At 48.2% G+C, this 14,819-nt stretch carries 16 protein-coding genes; 7 read left to right on the forward strand and 9 right to left on the reverse strand.

Annotated elements, in window-relative coordinates; all coding sequences use genetic code 11:
- Nucleotides 1-27 precede the first annotated feature (27 nt).
- On the reverse strand, nt 28-345 hold the full coding sequence (locus tag H8792_RS04625; protein WP_185977762.1) for a hypothetical protein: 318 nt from the start codon (nt 343-345) through the stop codon (nt 28-30).
- A gap of 172 nt (nt 346-517) precedes the next feature.
- Here H8792_RS04625 and dut point away from each other — a divergent pair, with 172 nt between their 5' ends.
- Nucleotides 518-979, forward strand: coding sequence for a dUTP diphosphatase (gene dut / locus H8792_RS04630; RefSeq protein WP_185977763.1), 462 nt, complete (start codon nt 518-520; stop codon nt 977-979).
- Nucleotides 980-988: 9 nt separating this feature from the next.
- Here dut and H8792_RS04635 read toward each other — a convergent pair whose 3' ends face one another.
- Entirely contained in the window at nt 989-2,188 is a 1,200-nt protein-coding gene (locus tag H8792_RS04635) for an aminotransferase class I/II-fold pyridoxal phosphate-dependent enzyme (protein WP_185977764.1), read from the reverse strand.
- Between the two features lie 215 nt (nt 2,189-2,403).
- On the opposite strand from H8792_RS04635, the gene H8792_RS04640 reads away from it, so the two are divergent.
- The 4 genes from H8792_RS04640 (at nt 2,404) to H8792_RS04655 (ending at nt 5,530) form a co-directional block, all read left to right on the forward strand.
- On the forward strand, nt 2,404-2,889 hold the full coding sequence (locus H8792_RS04640; protein WP_185977765.1) for a YajQ family cyclic di-GMP-binding protein: 486 nt from the start codon (nt 2,404-2,406) through the stop codon (nt 2,887-2,889).
- Nucleotides 2,890-2,892: 3 nt separating this feature from the next.
- Complete coding sequence (gene argB, locus H8792_RS04645; protein ID WP_185977766.1) at nt 2,893-3,807, forward strand: acetylglutamate kinase; 915 nt, start codon at nt 2,893-2,895, stop codon at nt 3,805-3,807.
- A gap of 27 nt (nt 3,808-3,834) precedes the next feature.
- Complete coding sequence (locus tag H8792_RS04650) at nt 3,835-4,671, forward strand: mechanosensitive ion channel family protein (protein ID WP_185977767.1); 837 nt, start codon at nt 3,835-3,837, stop codon at nt 4,669-4,671.
- 91 nt (nt 4,672-4,762) lie between these two features.
- Nucleotides 4,763-5,530: a sulfite exporter TauE/SafE family protein gene (locus H8792_RS04655; RefSeq protein WP_185977768.1), complete on the forward strand. Its 768-nt coding sequence runs from the start codon at nt 4,763-4,765 to the stop codon at nt 5,528-5,530.
- A gap of 136 nt (nt 5,531-5,666) precedes the next feature.
- Here H8792_RS04655 and H8792_RS12565 read toward each other — a convergent pair whose 3' ends face one another.
- The 4 genes from H8792_RS12565 to nfo all read right to left on the reverse strand — a co-directional run bounded on the left by H8792_RS12565 (nt 5,667) and on the right by nfo (nt 8,710).
- On the reverse strand, nt 5,667-6,317 hold the full coding sequence (locus H8792_RS12565; protein WP_228766948.1) for an OmpA family protein: 651 nt from the start codon (nt 6,315-6,317) through the stop codon (nt 5,667-5,669).
- 157 nt (nt 6,318-6,474) lie between these two features.
- Nucleotides 6,475-7,008 carry a SixA phosphatase family protein gene (locus H8792_RS04665; RefSeq protein ID WP_185977769.1) on the reverse strand — a complete coding sequence of 178 codons (534 nt, stop codon included), beginning with the start codon at nt 7,006-7,008 and terminating at the stop codon, nt 6,475-6,477.
- A gap of 81 nt (nt 7,009-7,089) precedes the next feature.
- Nucleotides 7,090-7,734: an orotate phosphoribosyltransferase gene (gene pyrE, locus H8792_RS04670; protein WP_185977770.1), complete on the reverse strand. Its 645-nt coding sequence runs from the start codon at nt 7,732-7,734 to the stop codon at nt 7,090-7,092.
- 133 nt (nt 7,735-7,867) lie between these two features.
- Nucleotides 7,868-8,710: a deoxyribonuclease IV gene (gene nfo / locus H8792_RS04675; RefSeq protein WP_185977771.1), complete on the reverse strand. Its 843-nt coding sequence runs from the start codon at nt 8,708-8,710 to the stop codon at nt 7,868-7,870.
- Between the two features lie 201 nt (nt 8,711-8,911).
- Between nfo and H8792_RS04680 the strand changes: the two genes are divergently transcribed.
- Together H8792_RS04680 and H8792_RS04685 are read left to right on the forward strand one after the other, a co-directional pair.
- Nucleotides 8,912-9,391 (forward strand): hypothetical protein, encoded by a 480-nt coding sequence (locus H8792_RS04680; protein ID WP_185977772.1) that lies wholly within the window; start codon nt 8,912-8,914, stop codon nt 9,389-9,391.
- A 34-nt stretch (nt 9,392-9,425) separates the two neighbouring features.
- Nucleotides 9,426-10,505 carry a flavodoxin domain-containing protein gene (locus H8792_RS04685; RefSeq protein WP_185977773.1) on the forward strand — a complete coding sequence of 360 codons (1,080 nt, stop codon included), beginning with the start codon at nt 9,426-9,428 and terminating at the stop codon, nt 10,503-10,505.
- Between the two features lie 24 nt (nt 10,506-10,529).
- Here H8792_RS04685 and ppx read toward each other — a convergent pair whose 3' ends face one another.
- The 3 genes from ppx to yidD all read right to left on the reverse strand — a co-directional run bounded on the left by ppx (nt 10,530) and on the right by yidD (nt 14,713).
- Nucleotides 10,530-12,053: an exopolyphosphatase gene (gene ppx / locus H8792_RS04690; RefSeq protein ID WP_185977774.1), complete on the reverse strand. Its 1,524-nt coding sequence runs from the start codon at nt 12,051-12,053 to the stop codon at nt 10,530-10,532.
- Between the two features lie 138 nt (nt 12,054-12,191).
- On the reverse strand, nt 12,192-14,333 hold the full coding sequence (ppk1, locus tag H8792_RS04695) for a polyphosphate kinase 1 (RefSeq protein WP_185977775.1): 2,142 nt from the start codon (nt 14,331-14,333) through the stop codon (nt 12,192-12,194).
- Between the two features lie 98 nt (nt 14,334-14,431).
- Nucleotides 14,432-14,713 (reverse strand): membrane protein insertion efficiency factor YidD, encoded by a 282-nt coding sequence (yidD, locus tag H8792_RS04700; protein WP_185977776.1) that lies wholly within the window; start codon nt 14,711-14,713, stop codon nt 14,432-14,434.
- Nucleotides 14,714-14,819 lie beyond the last annotated feature (106 nt).

Here is a 14,819-nt window from a genome sequence, read left to right on the forward strand (position 1 = left end):
GGCCCTTTTTTATTTTGGCATAAGGCGTTAAAGACGACGGCCGTTCGGGTTTGGACGCATTGTGAGTAAGGCCTCCACCTCGTGGTAGTGATAACCGTGTTCAAAAGCGTATCTTGCCAGGCGGTTGGCTCGCTCTTGCAGTTCGTACGGTTCTATGCCGTTTTCGATTGCCTCTTCAAGCCACTCGGAAAGAAGTTCCAGTGTACTGGTTTCCGATTCATTCTCGTCAACACCGAATCTTTGCAGCCGCAATAGATTTTTGTCGAAGCATTCGAGAAGTTGTTTTCCTTTCAAACGATATCTTAGATTAATTACCTTATCGTCGTAATAGGCGGGTTTAGCCATGTAGCCTCCTTTGCTTTGCAGCGATGGATAATTCTCTTATATGACAAGTTTCCGGCTATTGATTAGCCTCGGGAATTGTTAGGTTTTGGGTTAACCGCTTTTAAAGAAGCCCGCCCTTTGGCGAATGAAGTAAAATAGGGGCGATTTTAATATTAGATGGACGAGTTAGATTATGACCATTCAGGTGCAATACAAAATTTTGGATCCGCGATTGGGCAAAGAGATCGATATGCCGCACTACGGCACCAAAGGTTCGGCTGGTCTGGATTTACGAGCCTGTATTGATAATGACATGATTATCGAGCCAGGTCAAACAGTATTGATTCCTACCGGGATGGCCATACATCTGGATGACCCAGGGTTGGCGGCGATGTTGTTGCCTCGTTCGGGATTGGGACACAAGCACGGTATCGTATTGGGCAATCTGGTCGGATTGATCGATTCAGATTATCAGGGGCCTTTGATGGTTTCCTGCTGGAACCGCAGTGACCAGCCGTATAAGGTTGTGGTTGGCGAGCGTATCGCGCAGATGGTGATTGTTCCGGTTTTACAACCGGTGTTTACCGAAGTCGAAGAATTCGGTGATGCCACCGAACGTGGCGAGGGCGGTTTCGGTCATACCGGAACCCATTAACCCTTTTACCTAAGTAGTCGTTTTTGTCTGCAGATAAGCGGCGATTCTGTCGACCGCTTCAACAAGCCTGTTTTCATCCGTGGTATAGGCGAGTCGAACATGCTGGCAGCCTTGTCCCGGGCTGAAATCGGTTCCGGGAGTTAAGGCAACACCGGTATTTAATAACAGTTCGCGACAGAAAGCCTCACTGTCCTTGCTCCATTCGGAAATATCCCAGTACAAATAAAATGCCCCTTGCGGCAGTAGCTTTAATCTGAATCCGGCGTTTTGCATGGCGTCGTATAGACGATCCCGGCGCTGTTCAAATATTTTTCTCCGTCTTTCCAATTCGGTCAGATTGGCTTTTTTTAATATCGCCAAGGCTCCGTATTGTGAAGGTGTCGGAGCGGACAGGTACAGGTTTTGCGCCAATCTATCCAATATGTCGATAAGATGCGGCGGTGCTACGCACCAGCCGAGTCGCCAGCCGGTCATGCCGAAAAATTTGGAAAAAGAGTTGATGACAACGACGTTATTCGGCAAATCTTCTTGCGCAAGAACGCTCTCCGCCGGGCGTTGATATACCAAGCCCTGATAGATTTCATCGACAATCAGGTAAGCATTTTGCTGCGCTAGAAATTGCGCCATTTTCAGCAGCTCGTCCTGTTCGATAAGCGTGCCGGTCGGGTTGGCAGGACTCGCTACCATCACCGCTTTAATTCCTTGCTGCCAGTTGTCTCGCAGTATTTGCAGATTGAGTTGGTAACGGCTGTGATGGTCGACTTTGACTAGTAGCGGCTCGGCGTTTAAAAGTTTAACGAATTGGCGGTTGCAAGGGTAGGTCGGGTCGGCCATCAACACTCGGTCGTCTTGATCCAGTATGGCGCTGAGAGCAAGTTGCAGAGCGCAGGAAGAGCCGGGAGTGACGACAATGCGTTGGGCTTCGACATCCGCGCCGTAAAATTCACGGTAAAAGTCGCTCAGAGCCTGACGCAGCTCAGGCAACCCCATGCTTGCCGTATAGTGCGTCAAACCCTGCTCTGCAGCCTGCATTGCGGCTTCATGCACGCAAGGCGGAGATGGAAAATCCGGTTCGCCGATTTCCATGTGGATAATGTCGTGCCCGGCCTGCTGCAATTTTTTTGCCTCTCCGAGAATTTTCATCACTCTGAAGGGTTCGATTTCACTGGCAGAAGTCGAAACAGGGAAGGTGTTGGTGTTTTGAGGCATAGTTAAAACAACATTTGTAAAGTGGATAAAAAGAGCCGGGGCAAACAGGTATTCGGGGCGTGAAAAATCAATATTATAGTGAAATTTCATACATGGAGAGGGTTTGCGAAAAAAAGTTACCGGAAAGCGATGAAGTTTGATCTAGTTTTAAGGAGCTTTGATATGCTCGGTGATAAAATAAACAGCATTTCATTTTTTTCGGGATAGGAGAGAACATGCCGTCATTTGATATTGTTTCCGAATTGGATAAACATGAATTGCAAAATGCCGTTGATCAGGCCAATAAAGAGGTGACGACCCGTTACGATTTCAAGGGAACGGGATCGGAGTTTATTTTGAGCGGAACGACCGTGACCTTAAGCACCGAATCTGATTTTCAATTGAACCAGATGTACGATATTTTGGTACAGAAGGCGAATCGACGCGGGATCGATGTGAAGTGTATGGAAGTGAAGGATCCGAATGTTCAGCTGAAGAGTGCTAAGCAGGACATCATTATGCGCGAAGGTTTGGACGCTGCTCTGTCCAAGAAAATCATCAAGGCGATCAAAGACAGTAAATTAAAAGTGCAGGCGGCGAATCAAGGCGATTCGGTTCGAGTCACGGGAAAAAAACGTGATGATTTGCAACAAGTGATGCAACTTTTGAGAGGCATGGAGGATTTGGAGATGCCTCTGCAATTCAATAATTTTAGAGATTAAAAAATGAGAGTTCAAAAGACCATGAATTTAAATCAGCAACAGGCCCACAATATCGCTTCTGTTTTGGCGGAAGCGCTTCCGTATATTCAGCGTTTTGCCGGTAAAACCATCGTCGTCAAATACGGTGGGAACGCGATGACCGACGATAAGTTGAAGGCCGGGTTTGCACGTGATATCGTGCTAATGAAACTGGTCGGCATGAATCCTGTAGTGGTTCACGGCGGTGGCCCGCAAATCGGTAATCTTCTTGAACGGATCGGCAAGCAGTCTGAATTTATTCAAGGTATGCGGGTTACTGATACCGAAACCATGGATATTGTTGAGATGGTTCTGGGTGGGCTGGTCAATAAAGAGATTGTTAATCTGATTCATCAACATGGCGGGAATGCGGTTGGTCTGACCGGGAAAGACGGCAATCTGATCACCGCCAACAAGATGAAGATGACCATCGATAAGCCGGAATTAAATGCGCCGGAAATTATCGATTTAGGGCATGTCGGCGAAGTCGATAAAATTAACACTAAGGTCCTGGATATGCTGATTCAGGACGATTTTATTCCGGTTATTGCTCCGGTCGGTGTCGGTAAAGACGGTCATTCTTATAATATCAATGCCGATCTGGTAGCAGGGAAAGTCGCCGAGGCGCTTCAGGCGGAAAAACTGATGTTGTTGACCAACACTCCGGGCTTGTTAAATAAAGAAGGTGAGTTGCTAACCGGCCTGAATGCCCAAAGCGTGGATGCTTTGATTAAGGACGGCACGATTTACGGCGGGATGCTTCCAAAGATTCAATGCGCGTTGGATGCCGTTCAAGCAGGTGTACACAGTTCGCATATTATCGACGGCCGTGTCGAACATGCGGTGATGCTGGAAGTCTTTACCGATGAAGGTGTCGGTACGCTGATTACTTCTAATTAACAGATATTCTACATAGCGGAGGCGCGGATGGATTTTAACAGCCTGATTCAAGATTATGCGTTGCCCTGGTCGATTAAGATCGGAGCAGCATTACTGGTATTTATTGTCGGGAAATTTTTAATTTCCATCGTCCTTAAACTGGTGAAGAAAGGGCTTATCAGAGCAGGTAAGCTTGATGAGATGTTGATTAACTTTATTATGTCGATTTCCGGTGCAGTCCTGTTACTGGTTGTTATCATTGCAGCGCTTGATCAGCTTGGAGTCGATACGACCTCCTTGGTGGCTTTGATCGGTGCTGCCGGTTTGGCGGTCGGCCTGGCATTAAAAGACTCGATGCAGGATTTTGCTTCTGGTGTGATGATTCTGGTTTTCAAGCCGTTCAAGACGGGAGACTTTGTTGAAGCCGGCGGAGTCAGCGGCGTGGCGGAAAAGGTACAACTGTTTACCACCACTTTCCGTACCGGAGACAATAAAGAGATCATCGTACCGAATTCATCGATATACAGCGGTTCGATTACCAACTATTCTGCGCGTGACACGCGTCGCGTCGATATGGTTTTCGGCATTTCCTACGATGACGATATCCGTCTGGCGAAGCAGATTCTGGAACGCTTGGTGAGCGAAGACGAGCGCATTCTGCCTGAACCGGCCCCGGTTATTGCTTTGTCTGAGTTAGGAGCCAGCAGTGTCGACTTTATCGTTCGTCCTTGGGTTAACAGTGGCGATTACTGGAAAGTAAAGTGGGAAATGAACGAGAAGGTGAAACAGGCATTCGATGACGCCGGAGTGTCGATTCCGTACCCGCAAATGGATGTACATTTGCATACTGAAAGTGCAGCAGTCTCCGAAGGTGAAAAGAATTAGTTTCCGACAGTTTTCGGTTTGGAATCTTATGCTTCTTTCTGAACGGCCCGATGAGGGCCGTTTTTTGTTTTTACAGGAATAAGACACAAAGATGAATTTATTAGATCAAGGTCTACTGTTTTTAGTCTCGTTAATTGCCAACTTATTTTCTGCTTTAGCCGGTGGAGGAGCGGGCCTATTACAGTTACCGGCGCTACTTTTCTTGGGGTTACCGTTTGGATTAGCCTTGGCAACACACAAAGTCGCCAGCGTGTTTTTAGGCCTGGGCGCGACGGCACGTCATATGAAAAGCTCCAGTCTGGATTGGAAGTTTGCCGCCTTTATTCTGGCGGCCGGTTTGCCGGGCGTCGTGCTCGGCGCCAGCTTAATTTTAATGATAGACGATCATCTCGCTCAAGGGCTTCTGGGCTTGCTGACTTTGGGCCTGGGTATTTACTCGTGGTTTAAACCGGAATTAGGTCAGGTTGAGCAGCAAAGTAACCGGGATAGGAAAGGTTATTTAATCGGTTTTGCGGTGTTATTTATCATTGGTGCTTTGAATGGCTCTTTGACATCCGGTACCGGTTTATTCGTGACGTTGTGGCTGGTTCGCTGGTTCGGTTTGGATTATAAATCGGCAGTGGCCTACACTCTGGTGCTGGTCGGCATTTTCTGGAATGGCTCCGGAGCCTTGACCTTGGGTATTCTTGGTGATATTCAGTGGAGCTGGTTACCGGCTTTGATTCTGGGTTCCTTGATCGGTGGCTATTTGGGAGCGCATTATGCGATTGTTAAGGGGAATCGTTTGGTCAAACGCAGTTTTGAGGTTGTTACGGTTCTGGTCGGTATTTCCCTGATTATTAAGGCCTTTTCGGCTTGAAATGGAAGGAAGGGAGTGCTCAATTGTTAGACCGCTTTCTTCTGTCTTGATGAAAGGATAGATATGTTTTTTAGGTAGACAAAAAAATACCCTCGCAAGGAGGGTATTTTTGTTTGAACCGAAGTTTATCAATCGATTACTTAACGATCTCAACTTCAACACGGCGGTTTTCAGCACGACCTGCACGCGTAGCGTTGCTGGCGATTGGAGCTGTTTCACCCATACCGGTTGCGTTCATACGGTCATCAGCAATACCTTTAGATCCTAGGTATTCTTTAACCGCATCAGCACGTCTTTCAGACAGTTTTTGGTTGTAAGCTGCTGGACCGGTGCTATCGGTGTGACCAGAGATTTGAACTTTACTCTCAGGAGTCGCGTTCATGTAATCAGCGAATACATCCAATTCCTGGTGAGCTGAGCTCTTAAGAACGGCTGAATCGAAATCGAAGAATCCTCGGAATTCTGGAGGAGCAGGCATCGCTTTTTCAGGCGCTGGAGTGATTACCGGTGCTTTAGCAGGAGCCGGAGCGATTTCAGGAAGTGGCTTAGGTTCTGGCTTAGGCTCTGCTTTTGGAGCAGGTTCAGGCCAACCTTCACACTTGTTGATTGCAGTTTCTTTGGACCATTTGATAGATCTAACGCAACGATCATAGGAGTCACGAACGACGTTACCATTACTGTCTATAACGTAGGCTTCAGTTCCTTTGCCGCTGATGTCTTCAGCATGAGCAGGTGCCATAGTGGCGAAACCTAGAGCAGCAATAAGGGGAAGAAATCTAGTTTTCATGTGTATCCCTTTTTTCTATGTGATAAAAAATTAAGGTTTGTAAATTTAAAATTCAACGTGAATATACCACTTTACATAGGGAATTCCTAGGGAAATTGGGGGCTTAACGTTGAAAATTAATGCCTGTTGCATAGATGTAACAGGCATCTTTAAAAGATTATACTGTAGATGCTGATTCAGGCTTTTTAATCTGAATTTCTTTCGGACGGATGAATTGTCGAAGCTTACCGTCACCCGCTTCCAGATGCGACCAATCGCCGGGAAGAATAAAATGAGCGATGGATGCGGTTGGGAAAAGTTGAATTTCCGATGTGCTGTGTTCGTTTTTTAAATACTGGAACAGCTGTTCCAGTCCCGGGTTGTGTCCAATGAGCATAATTCTTTCTGCAGTTGGTGCTTCAGAGAGAGTTTCGATTAAGGTATCTAGGTCGGCGTTATAGAGTTTGTCTACGGTGTGGGTTTCGGTTGGGCATTCGTTACAGATACGTTTCAGGGTCTGCTGGGCTCGAACAGCGGGGGAGACCAGGATTAAATCGGGAAAAATCTCTTGTTGCTTAAGCCAAACCCCGATCTTTTTGGCCTGTTTTTTACCTTTTTCAGAAAGAGGGCGTTCGATATCTAAAAGATCTTCCGCATTCTTCCAATCCGATTTTGCGTGGCGAATCAGTAGCAATTCACGTAACTTTTTCATCTCGAAAAGCTTCCTAAAAAGCGCTGCGCATTGCTTTGCAGCGTAAACAAATCGAAAAAGGGAGACCGCTCACTTTTCATTTCAGGCGATGCCGTACTGCGTGCGATACTCACGCATTGCAGTAAGATATTGACGGCTTTCTTCAGTGTCGGCATCTGCCAGGTAATCGATGATATCGTTGAGGTTGATAATGCTGACTACCGGAATGCCGTAGTCGCGTTCCACTTCTTGGATGGCAGAAAGTTCGCTTTGCCCACGTTCCATTCTATCCAGTGCAATCACTACTCCGGCCGGTTCGGCTCCGGCAGCAAGGATAATGTCCATTGCTTCGCGAATCGCGGTTCCGGCGGTGATGACATCGTCAATAATCAAAACTTTGCCCTCTAGAGGGTGGCCGACAATATTGCCGCCTTCGCCGTGATCTTTCGCTTCCTTACGGTTGAAAGCGTAAGGTTTATCGGTGGCGAAATCACGGGCCAGAGAAACGCTGGTGGTTGCGGCAAGAGGAATGCCTTTGTAAGCCGGGCCGAACAGTACATCGAATTCAACTCCCGAAGTGTGGATTGCGGATGCATACCCTTCGGCGAGATTGGCTAATTGAGCTCCGGTATTGAACAGACCGGCATTAAAGAAATAAGGACTGATGCGTCCAGATTTAAGTGTAAATTCGCCAAGGCGCAAAACGCCGGTTTGCATGACGAATTCGATGAATTGTTTTTTGTTCATTGAAGTGAATAAACTTGGTATGAATTAGAGTCATATCTTACTCCAATCAAAAACGCCTAAGCAAGAAATTTAATTTAAGCATTTGCTGATAAGAATCCCCCAGGTTTTCCCTGAAGAATTATGGTTTTTGCGCTTAGGTTAAATGCGCCAGACGCTTTAATTCGGCGATTTCCTGAGGCCAAATGTCCGGTTCAATGGTTTCAAGCGTCATCGGAATATTATCGATTCTTGGATCGGCCATCAGTTTGCTAAAAGGCTCCCAGCCCAGCTCGCCCTGACCTAAGCTGTGATGGCGATCGAGGCGTTGGCCAAGTTTGGCTTTCGAGTCGTTCAGATGCATGCCCTTGAGAAATTCGAAACCGATCACTTTCTCGAAGTCGTGCATGACGCCTGCGTAATCGTTTTTCAAGTCGTAGCCACCGGCATAAGCGTGACAGGTATCAATACAGACGCCGATGCGGGATTTGTCTTCGACCTTATCGATAATGTGGGCCAGGTGTTCGTGTCGGTAGCCCAGATTGGAACCCTGCCCGGCAGTGTTTTCAATCACCGCACAAACTCCACTGGTGACATCTAAGGCGAAATTAATCGATTCGGCAATCAGGTCCAGGCAGGTTTCTTCACTGATCAGGTTTAGATGGCTGCCGGGATGGAAGTTCAAGCGATCGATGCCGAGCTGTTCGCAACGCTGCAGTTCGTCGATAAAGGCGTCCAAGGATTTTTGGCGTTTATCGATTTCAGGATGCCCGAGATTAATCAGATAACTGTCGTGCGGTAAAATCTGCCCAGGTCCGTAACCGTAGGTTTCACAGTTATGTTTAAAAGCCTCGATCGATTGTTCAGTCAAAGGCTTGGCCACCCACTGGCGTTGGTTTTTGGTAAAAAGGGCAAAAGCGGTCGCGCCGATTGCGTGAGCTCTCAAGGGAGCATTTTCAACACCGCCGGCAGCGGAAACATGGGCACCGATGTATTTCATAATCTGAACCTGTGATTGGTATTTTGTTAAGAAGGCTAAAAGTCTACTTGGAGGCGCGGCAAATTTAAAGCTTCGGGCATACTTTTTGCATAGCTCTGTATTACAATGGCGAAAGAGGCTTTGTTTCAGTGGAATAGAACTTGGATTGACAAGTTTTTGACGACTGGGTATCTCTGTTCGCGAAAGAAGAGGAATCATTAAATGGCAATAGACTTAAGGCAAGTTGAACCACTGGGTTCAAAAAGTGTACTTCTAGAACAGGCAAAACGCAGACAGAAAGAAGCGACTCCTGCAGCTTCCGCTCCGTCGGCAGCAACCCAGAATGTCAAAACGCCGCCACCGGCTTCACAGGCAAACATGAGTCGAATCGAAAAAGAGATCGAGGAGTCAATCAACCAGTTGCTACTGCGTCTAAAGCAGTTGGAAGAGGAGTCGAAGCAGTCGCGCGTCCACTTGGAACGCGAGCAGCAATTGCTGTTCAAGCAGATTAAGACCTTGAATGCCTTGTTGAAAAAGCAGGTCGACCTGTTCAACTCGATGGATAAAGAGATGGCGGATATGCATAATCCGAAGCATTTCATGCAAAGTTTGGCTATCGGTGTTGTCGCCGGCCTAGCTTCCGCTCTGACGATTTTCGTTACTGCACCTTGGTTGACTTCGGTCGTTGCTTCAGCATCATAAGCTTTCAGAAATCAAATGGTTATACGGATTCAATATGCAGAATTTTATCGTTCTCGAACAGTACTGTCTAACGCCGGATTCCACTCATAAGGAAGTCTTCTGGCTGAATCTGACCCCTCTGGATGATAGCCAAAAACTCGACTACCAACCCGGTGATTGGCTATGCGTCAAAGCCTATAACCCTCAATCACTGGTCTCGGCGCTGCTCGAACGCCTTTCTCTCTCTCCGCAACAGCTCGTCACATTGCGTCGTGCCGGAGAGGTGACGGTGGAATGCGCTTTAAGCGAGCATCTCGAAATCACTCAGCTCAATCCGGCGATTCTTAACAAGTTGCAGCGCAGCTATGGTTTGGGTGAGTGGGAAGATCGCCATGCGATGATCGATTATGCCGAAGGCAAAGATATTCTTGATCTACTGGATGCTTTTCCGCAGATTGCGGAGATGGGTGAGGAAGCCTTAAGCCTGCTATCGCCGTTGGCGCCGCGCTTTTATTCGATTGCCTCAATGAACAAGGATAATTCGGTTTCCATTCTATACAAGCTGGTTGCATACGAGAATGCCGAGCGCCACCGGCATGGAGCGGCAACCGGCATGATGAAACGCTTTGCCGTCGGAGATGTGGTTTCGGCGGAATTGCGCCCCAATCCGGGCTTTAAACTGCCGCCGGATTCTACTGTACCGGTAATCATGATCGGCGCCGGTACCGGAGTCGCGCCTTTTATCGGGTTCATGCAGCAGCGCGAACAGCAACAAGCGCAAGATAATCTGCTGTTTTTTGGTGAAACGACACAGGCTGAACACTGCCTTTGCTGCGAGCAGTTGGAAGCTTGGCAAAAAGCGGGCTTGTTGAAATGCTATTTCGCTTTTTCCAGAGATCAGGCGCACAAGGTTTATGTCCAGCAGCGCTTGTGGGAGCAAAAGTCGGAAGTGTGGCAGGGATTGCAGCAGGGTGCACATCTGTATATCTGCGGTAGCCAAAATAACCTGATGGATTCGGTACACAGAACCTTATTAGCTATTCTGGAGTCGGAAGCGGACTTGGACGGCGAGGCCGCCGAAGCCTATTTGAAAGAGATGAAAAAACAAAAACGCCTGCAATTAGACGTTTATTGAGTATTCTGTGATTGCCAAAAGCAATCAGGTGATTGTTAAGGTAAAGCCCTCAGCTTCAAGACGTTTGACCTCAACCTCCAGATCCATTCGTGTTAACGGATGTTCTTCCAGCCAATTATCGTCAAATTCCAATTGCAGTTGATTAGTGTCTTTAATGACCAGAACCGGGTCAGGCAAGCCGCTGTCTCGCCCGCGGTGAATTCGTACAGCGAGGCGAAGTACAACGGTCAGGAAAATCATCTTTTTCGCCAGCGATTTATCCAGTTCGCTAAATACTTCGGCTTGGAATTTACCACGGTGGTTTAACAGCATCATGCTGAGCAGCAGTTGTTCCTGCTGATCGAAACCGGCCATGTCCGCCTGGCGGATCAGGTAAGAGCTATGATGACGGTAACGTTTATAGCTGATGGCGATACCGCATTCATGCAGCATGCAGGCCCATTTCAGCAAACGCTTAAAGTCGTAATCGCTGCTATGCAGTTCCCAGACATTGTGTGCCTGCTTGTAAAGGGTATAGGCGGTTTTGGCAATTGCGTCTGCTTGTTGCAGATCGACTTTCATCCATTTCTGCATCGCTTGGACACTGGTTTCGCGTACATCTTCTTCGTGCAAGCGTCCGAGAGTGTCAAAAACCAATCCTTCACGCAGAGCGTTATTAGAGACTGCCATACGTTCGATTTTCAGTTCGATGAAGGTTGCAATCAGGATCGCCAGGCCGCCAACCAGAACCGGACGGCGCTCGTCTTTTAAGCCTTCCAGTTTGATTTCGTCAGCGGAACCGGCGTCAACCAGAGCGTCTTTCAGTTTGTTCATGCCTTCAAGGGTAATTCCGCTTTCGCTCCATTCATTCAGTTCGAGAATCTGCCCGATGGATTTAATCGTTCCGGACGCGCCGATGGCGTTGTCCCAGCCGAGTTTCTTTAAGGTGTTTTGGTGGGGACGAAGAGTCAGGCGGCATTGAGAGATCGCCTGGTCCATGCGTTCGGCGGTAATTTTGCCTTTCGAAAAATAGTTTTGCGTGATGCTGACACAGCCCATTTCGGTACTGGTCAGGTGCGAGTAGTTAAACTGGCTGCCGATAATGTATTCAGTGCTGCCGCCGCCGATATCCATCACCAGGCGTTGCTCGTCGTTATTCGGTAGACCGTGGGCGACACCAAGATAGATTAAACGCGCTTCTTCGCGTCCGGCAATAATCTGAATATTGTGTCCGAGCGCTACACGGGCCTGATTAAGAAATTCCCGGCTGTTTTGCGCATTGCGCAGAGTGTTGGTGCCGACGGCACGGACATTCAGTTTCGGAATGTCTTTAATGCGTTCGCCGAAACGCTCCAGACATGCGATTCCTTCGCTAAAGGCTTTTTCACTTAATTTACCGTTTTTATCGAGTCCGGCACGTAAGCGAACCATCTCTTTGTGCTTGTCGATAACTTGCATCTGGCCGTGGACTTCACGCGCGATAATCATGTGAAAACTGTTGGAACCCAGATCGATGGCAGCATACAGGGACTGGTTATTTTCCGGCTGGTTTTGTTGTGAATCGTTCATAGAATTTGGAAAAGCTTGTCTTATTTTTTAACGCGATACGCCAGTGCGGCGCATTAGAAAACTGTAAAAAGATGCGCATAGTTTACCTTCTTTGGCAGGTATGCGCACCTTATCTGTTTGCTCGCGTTCGGTTTGCAGTTACGACTGATATTTTTCGATCAAGCTTTGCTGGGCGTTAAAAGGTTCTTGATCACCAGTCTCTTTGTGTAAATAGGAGCCGTTCGGCTGTAATAGCCATGCACCGGTATTGTCCTGAAGATAGATCGCCAAACCTTCGGTATAAACCTGCTGGAAACAGGCCGGGTCAAGGACCGGGAAGCAGGTTTCAACACGCGATAGCAGGTTGCGTTTCATCCAGTCGGCACTGGCGCAATACAGTTCAGGTTGCTTGCCGTCATTTTCGAAATAGTAGACGCGGTGGTGTTCCAGGAAGCGACCGATAATCGATGTGACGCGGATATTTTCCGATAAGCCCGGAACGCCTGGGCGAAGACTGCAGATACCTCGCACGATCAGGTCGATCTGAACTCCGGCCTGCGAAGCTTCGTAAAGCGCGTCGATGATTTCTTTCTCTTCCAAGCCATTCATTTTGGCAATGATGCGTGCCGGTTTGCCTTGACGGGCATGTTCAGCTTCGCGCTGGATGCGCTCGATCATTCCGCTGTGCAGGGTGAACGGTGATTGCAACAGCACTTCCAAGCCTTTGGTTTCGCCAAGACTGGTCAGTTGCTGGAAGACTTTGGAAGCATCGCGGCCGATGGCCTGGTTGGCGGTCAGCAAGCCGAAATCGGAATAGAAACGTGTAGTGATCTGGTGATAGTTACCGGTTCCCATATGGGTGTAGTAGCGAATCTTGCCTTGCTCGCGGCGTACGACCAGAATCATCTTGGCGTGCGTTTTGTAACCGACGACACCGTAAACAACGTGTACACCGGCATCTTGCAGGCGAGTCGCTTGCAGAATATTGTTGTCCTCGTCGAAACGGGCGCGCAGCTCGACCACAGCCGTAACTTCTTTGCCATTTTGCGCCGCCTTGTCCAAAGCGTCTATGATCGGCGAACGATCGCCGGTACGATACAGTGTCATGCGAATTGCCAGTACATCCGGGTCGGTCGAGGCTTGTTTCAAGAAGTCGACAACCGGAGTAAAGGCATCATACGGGTGGTGCAGCAAAATATCTTTGTTGGCGATACGCTCGAACATGGTTTCCGGCTGTTTGTGTCGAGTAAATAGACGAAACGCTTTTTTCGGTGCCGATTTCGTGCTCATCGGTTTCGGTTGATGTGGAGGAAATTGCAGGTCTGGACGGTTGGCCATATCCGGCACGGCATTCAAACGGTGTAAATTCACCGGGCCGTGAACCTGATACAGCGCTTTTTCATCGAGATTAAAACGATCCAGCAGGTATTCGACCATGTGAGGCGGACAGTTGTCGGCAACTTCCAGGCGAATCGCACCGCCATACTGACGGCCGGACAGTTCGCCTCGCAAAGCGCTCATAATATCCTCTACCTCTTCTTCGTCGATGAACAGGTTGGTGTTACGCGTAACGCGGAACTGGTAACAACCGGTGACCGTCATACCTGGGAACAGCAATGAAACATTGGCGTGAAGCATCGAAGACAGGAATACGAAGTCGTTTTCACCGTCGGTTGCTTCCGGAGGTAGCTTGATAATACGCGGTAGCGAGCGCGGAACCGGAACAATCGCCAGGCCGTTAGAGCGGCCGAAAGCATCTTTCCCTTCAAGAGAAACGATAAAGTTCAAACTCTTGTTCAAAACTTTCGGGAAAGGGTGCGAAGGGTCCAGGCCGACGGCACTCAGTACCGGCTGCAAAGATTCGATAAAGTAGTTACGGATCCATTCTTTATGCTGGTCGTTCCAGTGGTTGCGGCGCAGGAAGCGGATGTTTTCTTTTTCCAGCTCCGGAACCAGCACATGGTTCAGTGTATGGTACTGGTCATCAACAATTTCGTGAGCCAATTCGGAAAGCGTTTCGATCGCTTTGGCCGGCTCCATATCGTCCGGTTGGGTCAGGGCACCAGGGACATGGGTCAATTCATAAAGACCAGCCAGACGAACTTCGAAAAATTCGTCCATATTGCTGCAGGAAATGCATAGATATTTCACACGCTCCAGAAGCGGAATGTCGGTGCGTTTCGCCTGTGCCAGAACCCGTCGATTAAACTCAAGCAGGCTTTGTTCACGGTTAATGTATAGCGGTAGTTGCGCTTCGTCATTTTCAAGGGCTTGTGAAACGTCAGTTGATGCAGCAGTCATGCTTTTCCTCGGGGTCAGAAGTAAATGTGAGTGTAACCGGAGCGGTCCATTCGAAAATGTTCCTTATTCTAGCGGTTCTATGTTTTTTTATATGAAATTTATGTGTCAGATTCCGGTGGTTTCGGCGTTTTGCATTCCTTACCGCAACCGCAGCTTGGAACCTCGTCAATTCCCCCTGGATTGCCGGGATGGCAGCGGCTGATTCGTTTGATCGCCAGCCAGCTTCCGCAGATCACGCCATGGCGTTTGATCGCCTCGATTGTGTAGTGCGAACAGGTCGGATAAAAACGGCAGCGTGGACCGATTATAGGGCTGATAAACAGCTGATAAAATCGGACTAGCGCGATCAGTAACCAGGCAAATGGATTCCAGGATTTCACCTTAACTCCGGAAATTGGACTCAAAGAATTTATTCTAGCGCTGTATTGATTAAATAACCATTATCCGACCGGTTTGATAGAGGAAATCACCTCAAATGCTTTAACT

It is taken from the genome of Thiomicrorhabdus heinhorstiae, from assembly GCF_013391765.2.
Lineage (GTDB): Bacteria > Pseudomonadota > Gammaproteobacteria > Thiomicrospirales > Thiomicrospiraceae > Thiomicrorhabdus > Thiomicrorhabdus heinhorstiae.

Excerpts from the sequence above, each read along its gene's own strand:
- H8792_RS04625 (WP_185977762.1), bottom strand. The coding sequence starts at position 345 with ATGGCTAAACCCGCCTATTACGACGATAAGGTAATTAATCTAAGATAT.
- dut (WP_185977763.1), top strand. The coding sequence starts at position 518 with ATGACCATTCAGGTGCAATACAAAATTTTGGATCCGCGATTGGGCAAA.
- H8792_RS04635 (WP_185977764.1), bottom strand. The coding sequence starts at position 2,188 with ATGCCTCAAAACACCAACACCTTCCCTGTTTCGACTTCTGCCAGTGAA.
- H8792_RS04640 (WP_185977765.1), top strand. The coding sequence starts at position 2,404 with ATGCCGTCATTTGATATTGTTTCCGAATTGGATAAACATGAATTGCAA.
- argB (WP_185977766.1), top strand. The coding sequence starts at position 2,893 with ATGAGAGTTCAAAAGACCATGAATTTAAATCAGCAACAGGCCCACAAT.
- H8792_RS04650 (WP_185977767.1), top strand. The coding sequence starts at position 3,835 with ATGGATTTTAACAGCCTGATTCAAGATTATGCGTTGCCCTGGTCGATT.
- H8792_RS04655 (WP_185977768.1), top strand. The coding sequence starts at position 4,763 with ATGAATTTATTAGATCAAGGTCTACTGTTTTTAGTCTCGTTAATTGCC.
- H8792_RS12565 (WP_228766948.1), bottom strand. The coding sequence starts at position 6,317 with ATGAAAACTAGATTTCTTCCCCTTATTGCTGCTCTAGGTTTCGCCACT.
- H8792_RS04665 (WP_185977769.1), bottom strand. The coding sequence starts at position 7,008 with ATGAAAAAGTTACGTGAATTGCTACTGATTCGCCACGCAAAATCGGAT.
- pyrE (WP_185977770.1), bottom strand. The coding sequence starts at position 7,734 with ATGAACAAAAAACAATTCATCGAATTCGTCATGCAAACCGGCGTTTTG.
- nfo (WP_185977771.1), bottom strand. The coding sequence starts at position 8,710 with ATGAAATACATCGGTGCCCATGTTTCCGCTGCCGGCGGTGTTGAAAAT.
- H8792_RS04680 (WP_185977772.1), top strand. The coding sequence starts at position 8,912 with ATGGCAATAGACTTAAGGCAAGTTGAACCACTGGGTTCAAAAAGTGTA.
- H8792_RS04685 (WP_185977773.1), top strand. The coding sequence starts at position 9,426 with ATGCAGAATTTTATCGTTCTCGAACAGTACTGTCTAACGCCGGATTCC.
- ppx (WP_185977774.1), bottom strand. The coding sequence starts at position 12,053 with ATGAACGATTCACAACAAAACCAGCCGGAAAATAACCAGTCCCTGTAT.
- ppk1 (WP_185977775.1), bottom strand. The coding sequence starts at position 14,333 with ATGACTGCTGCATCAACTGACGTTTCACAAGCCCTTGAAAATGACGAA.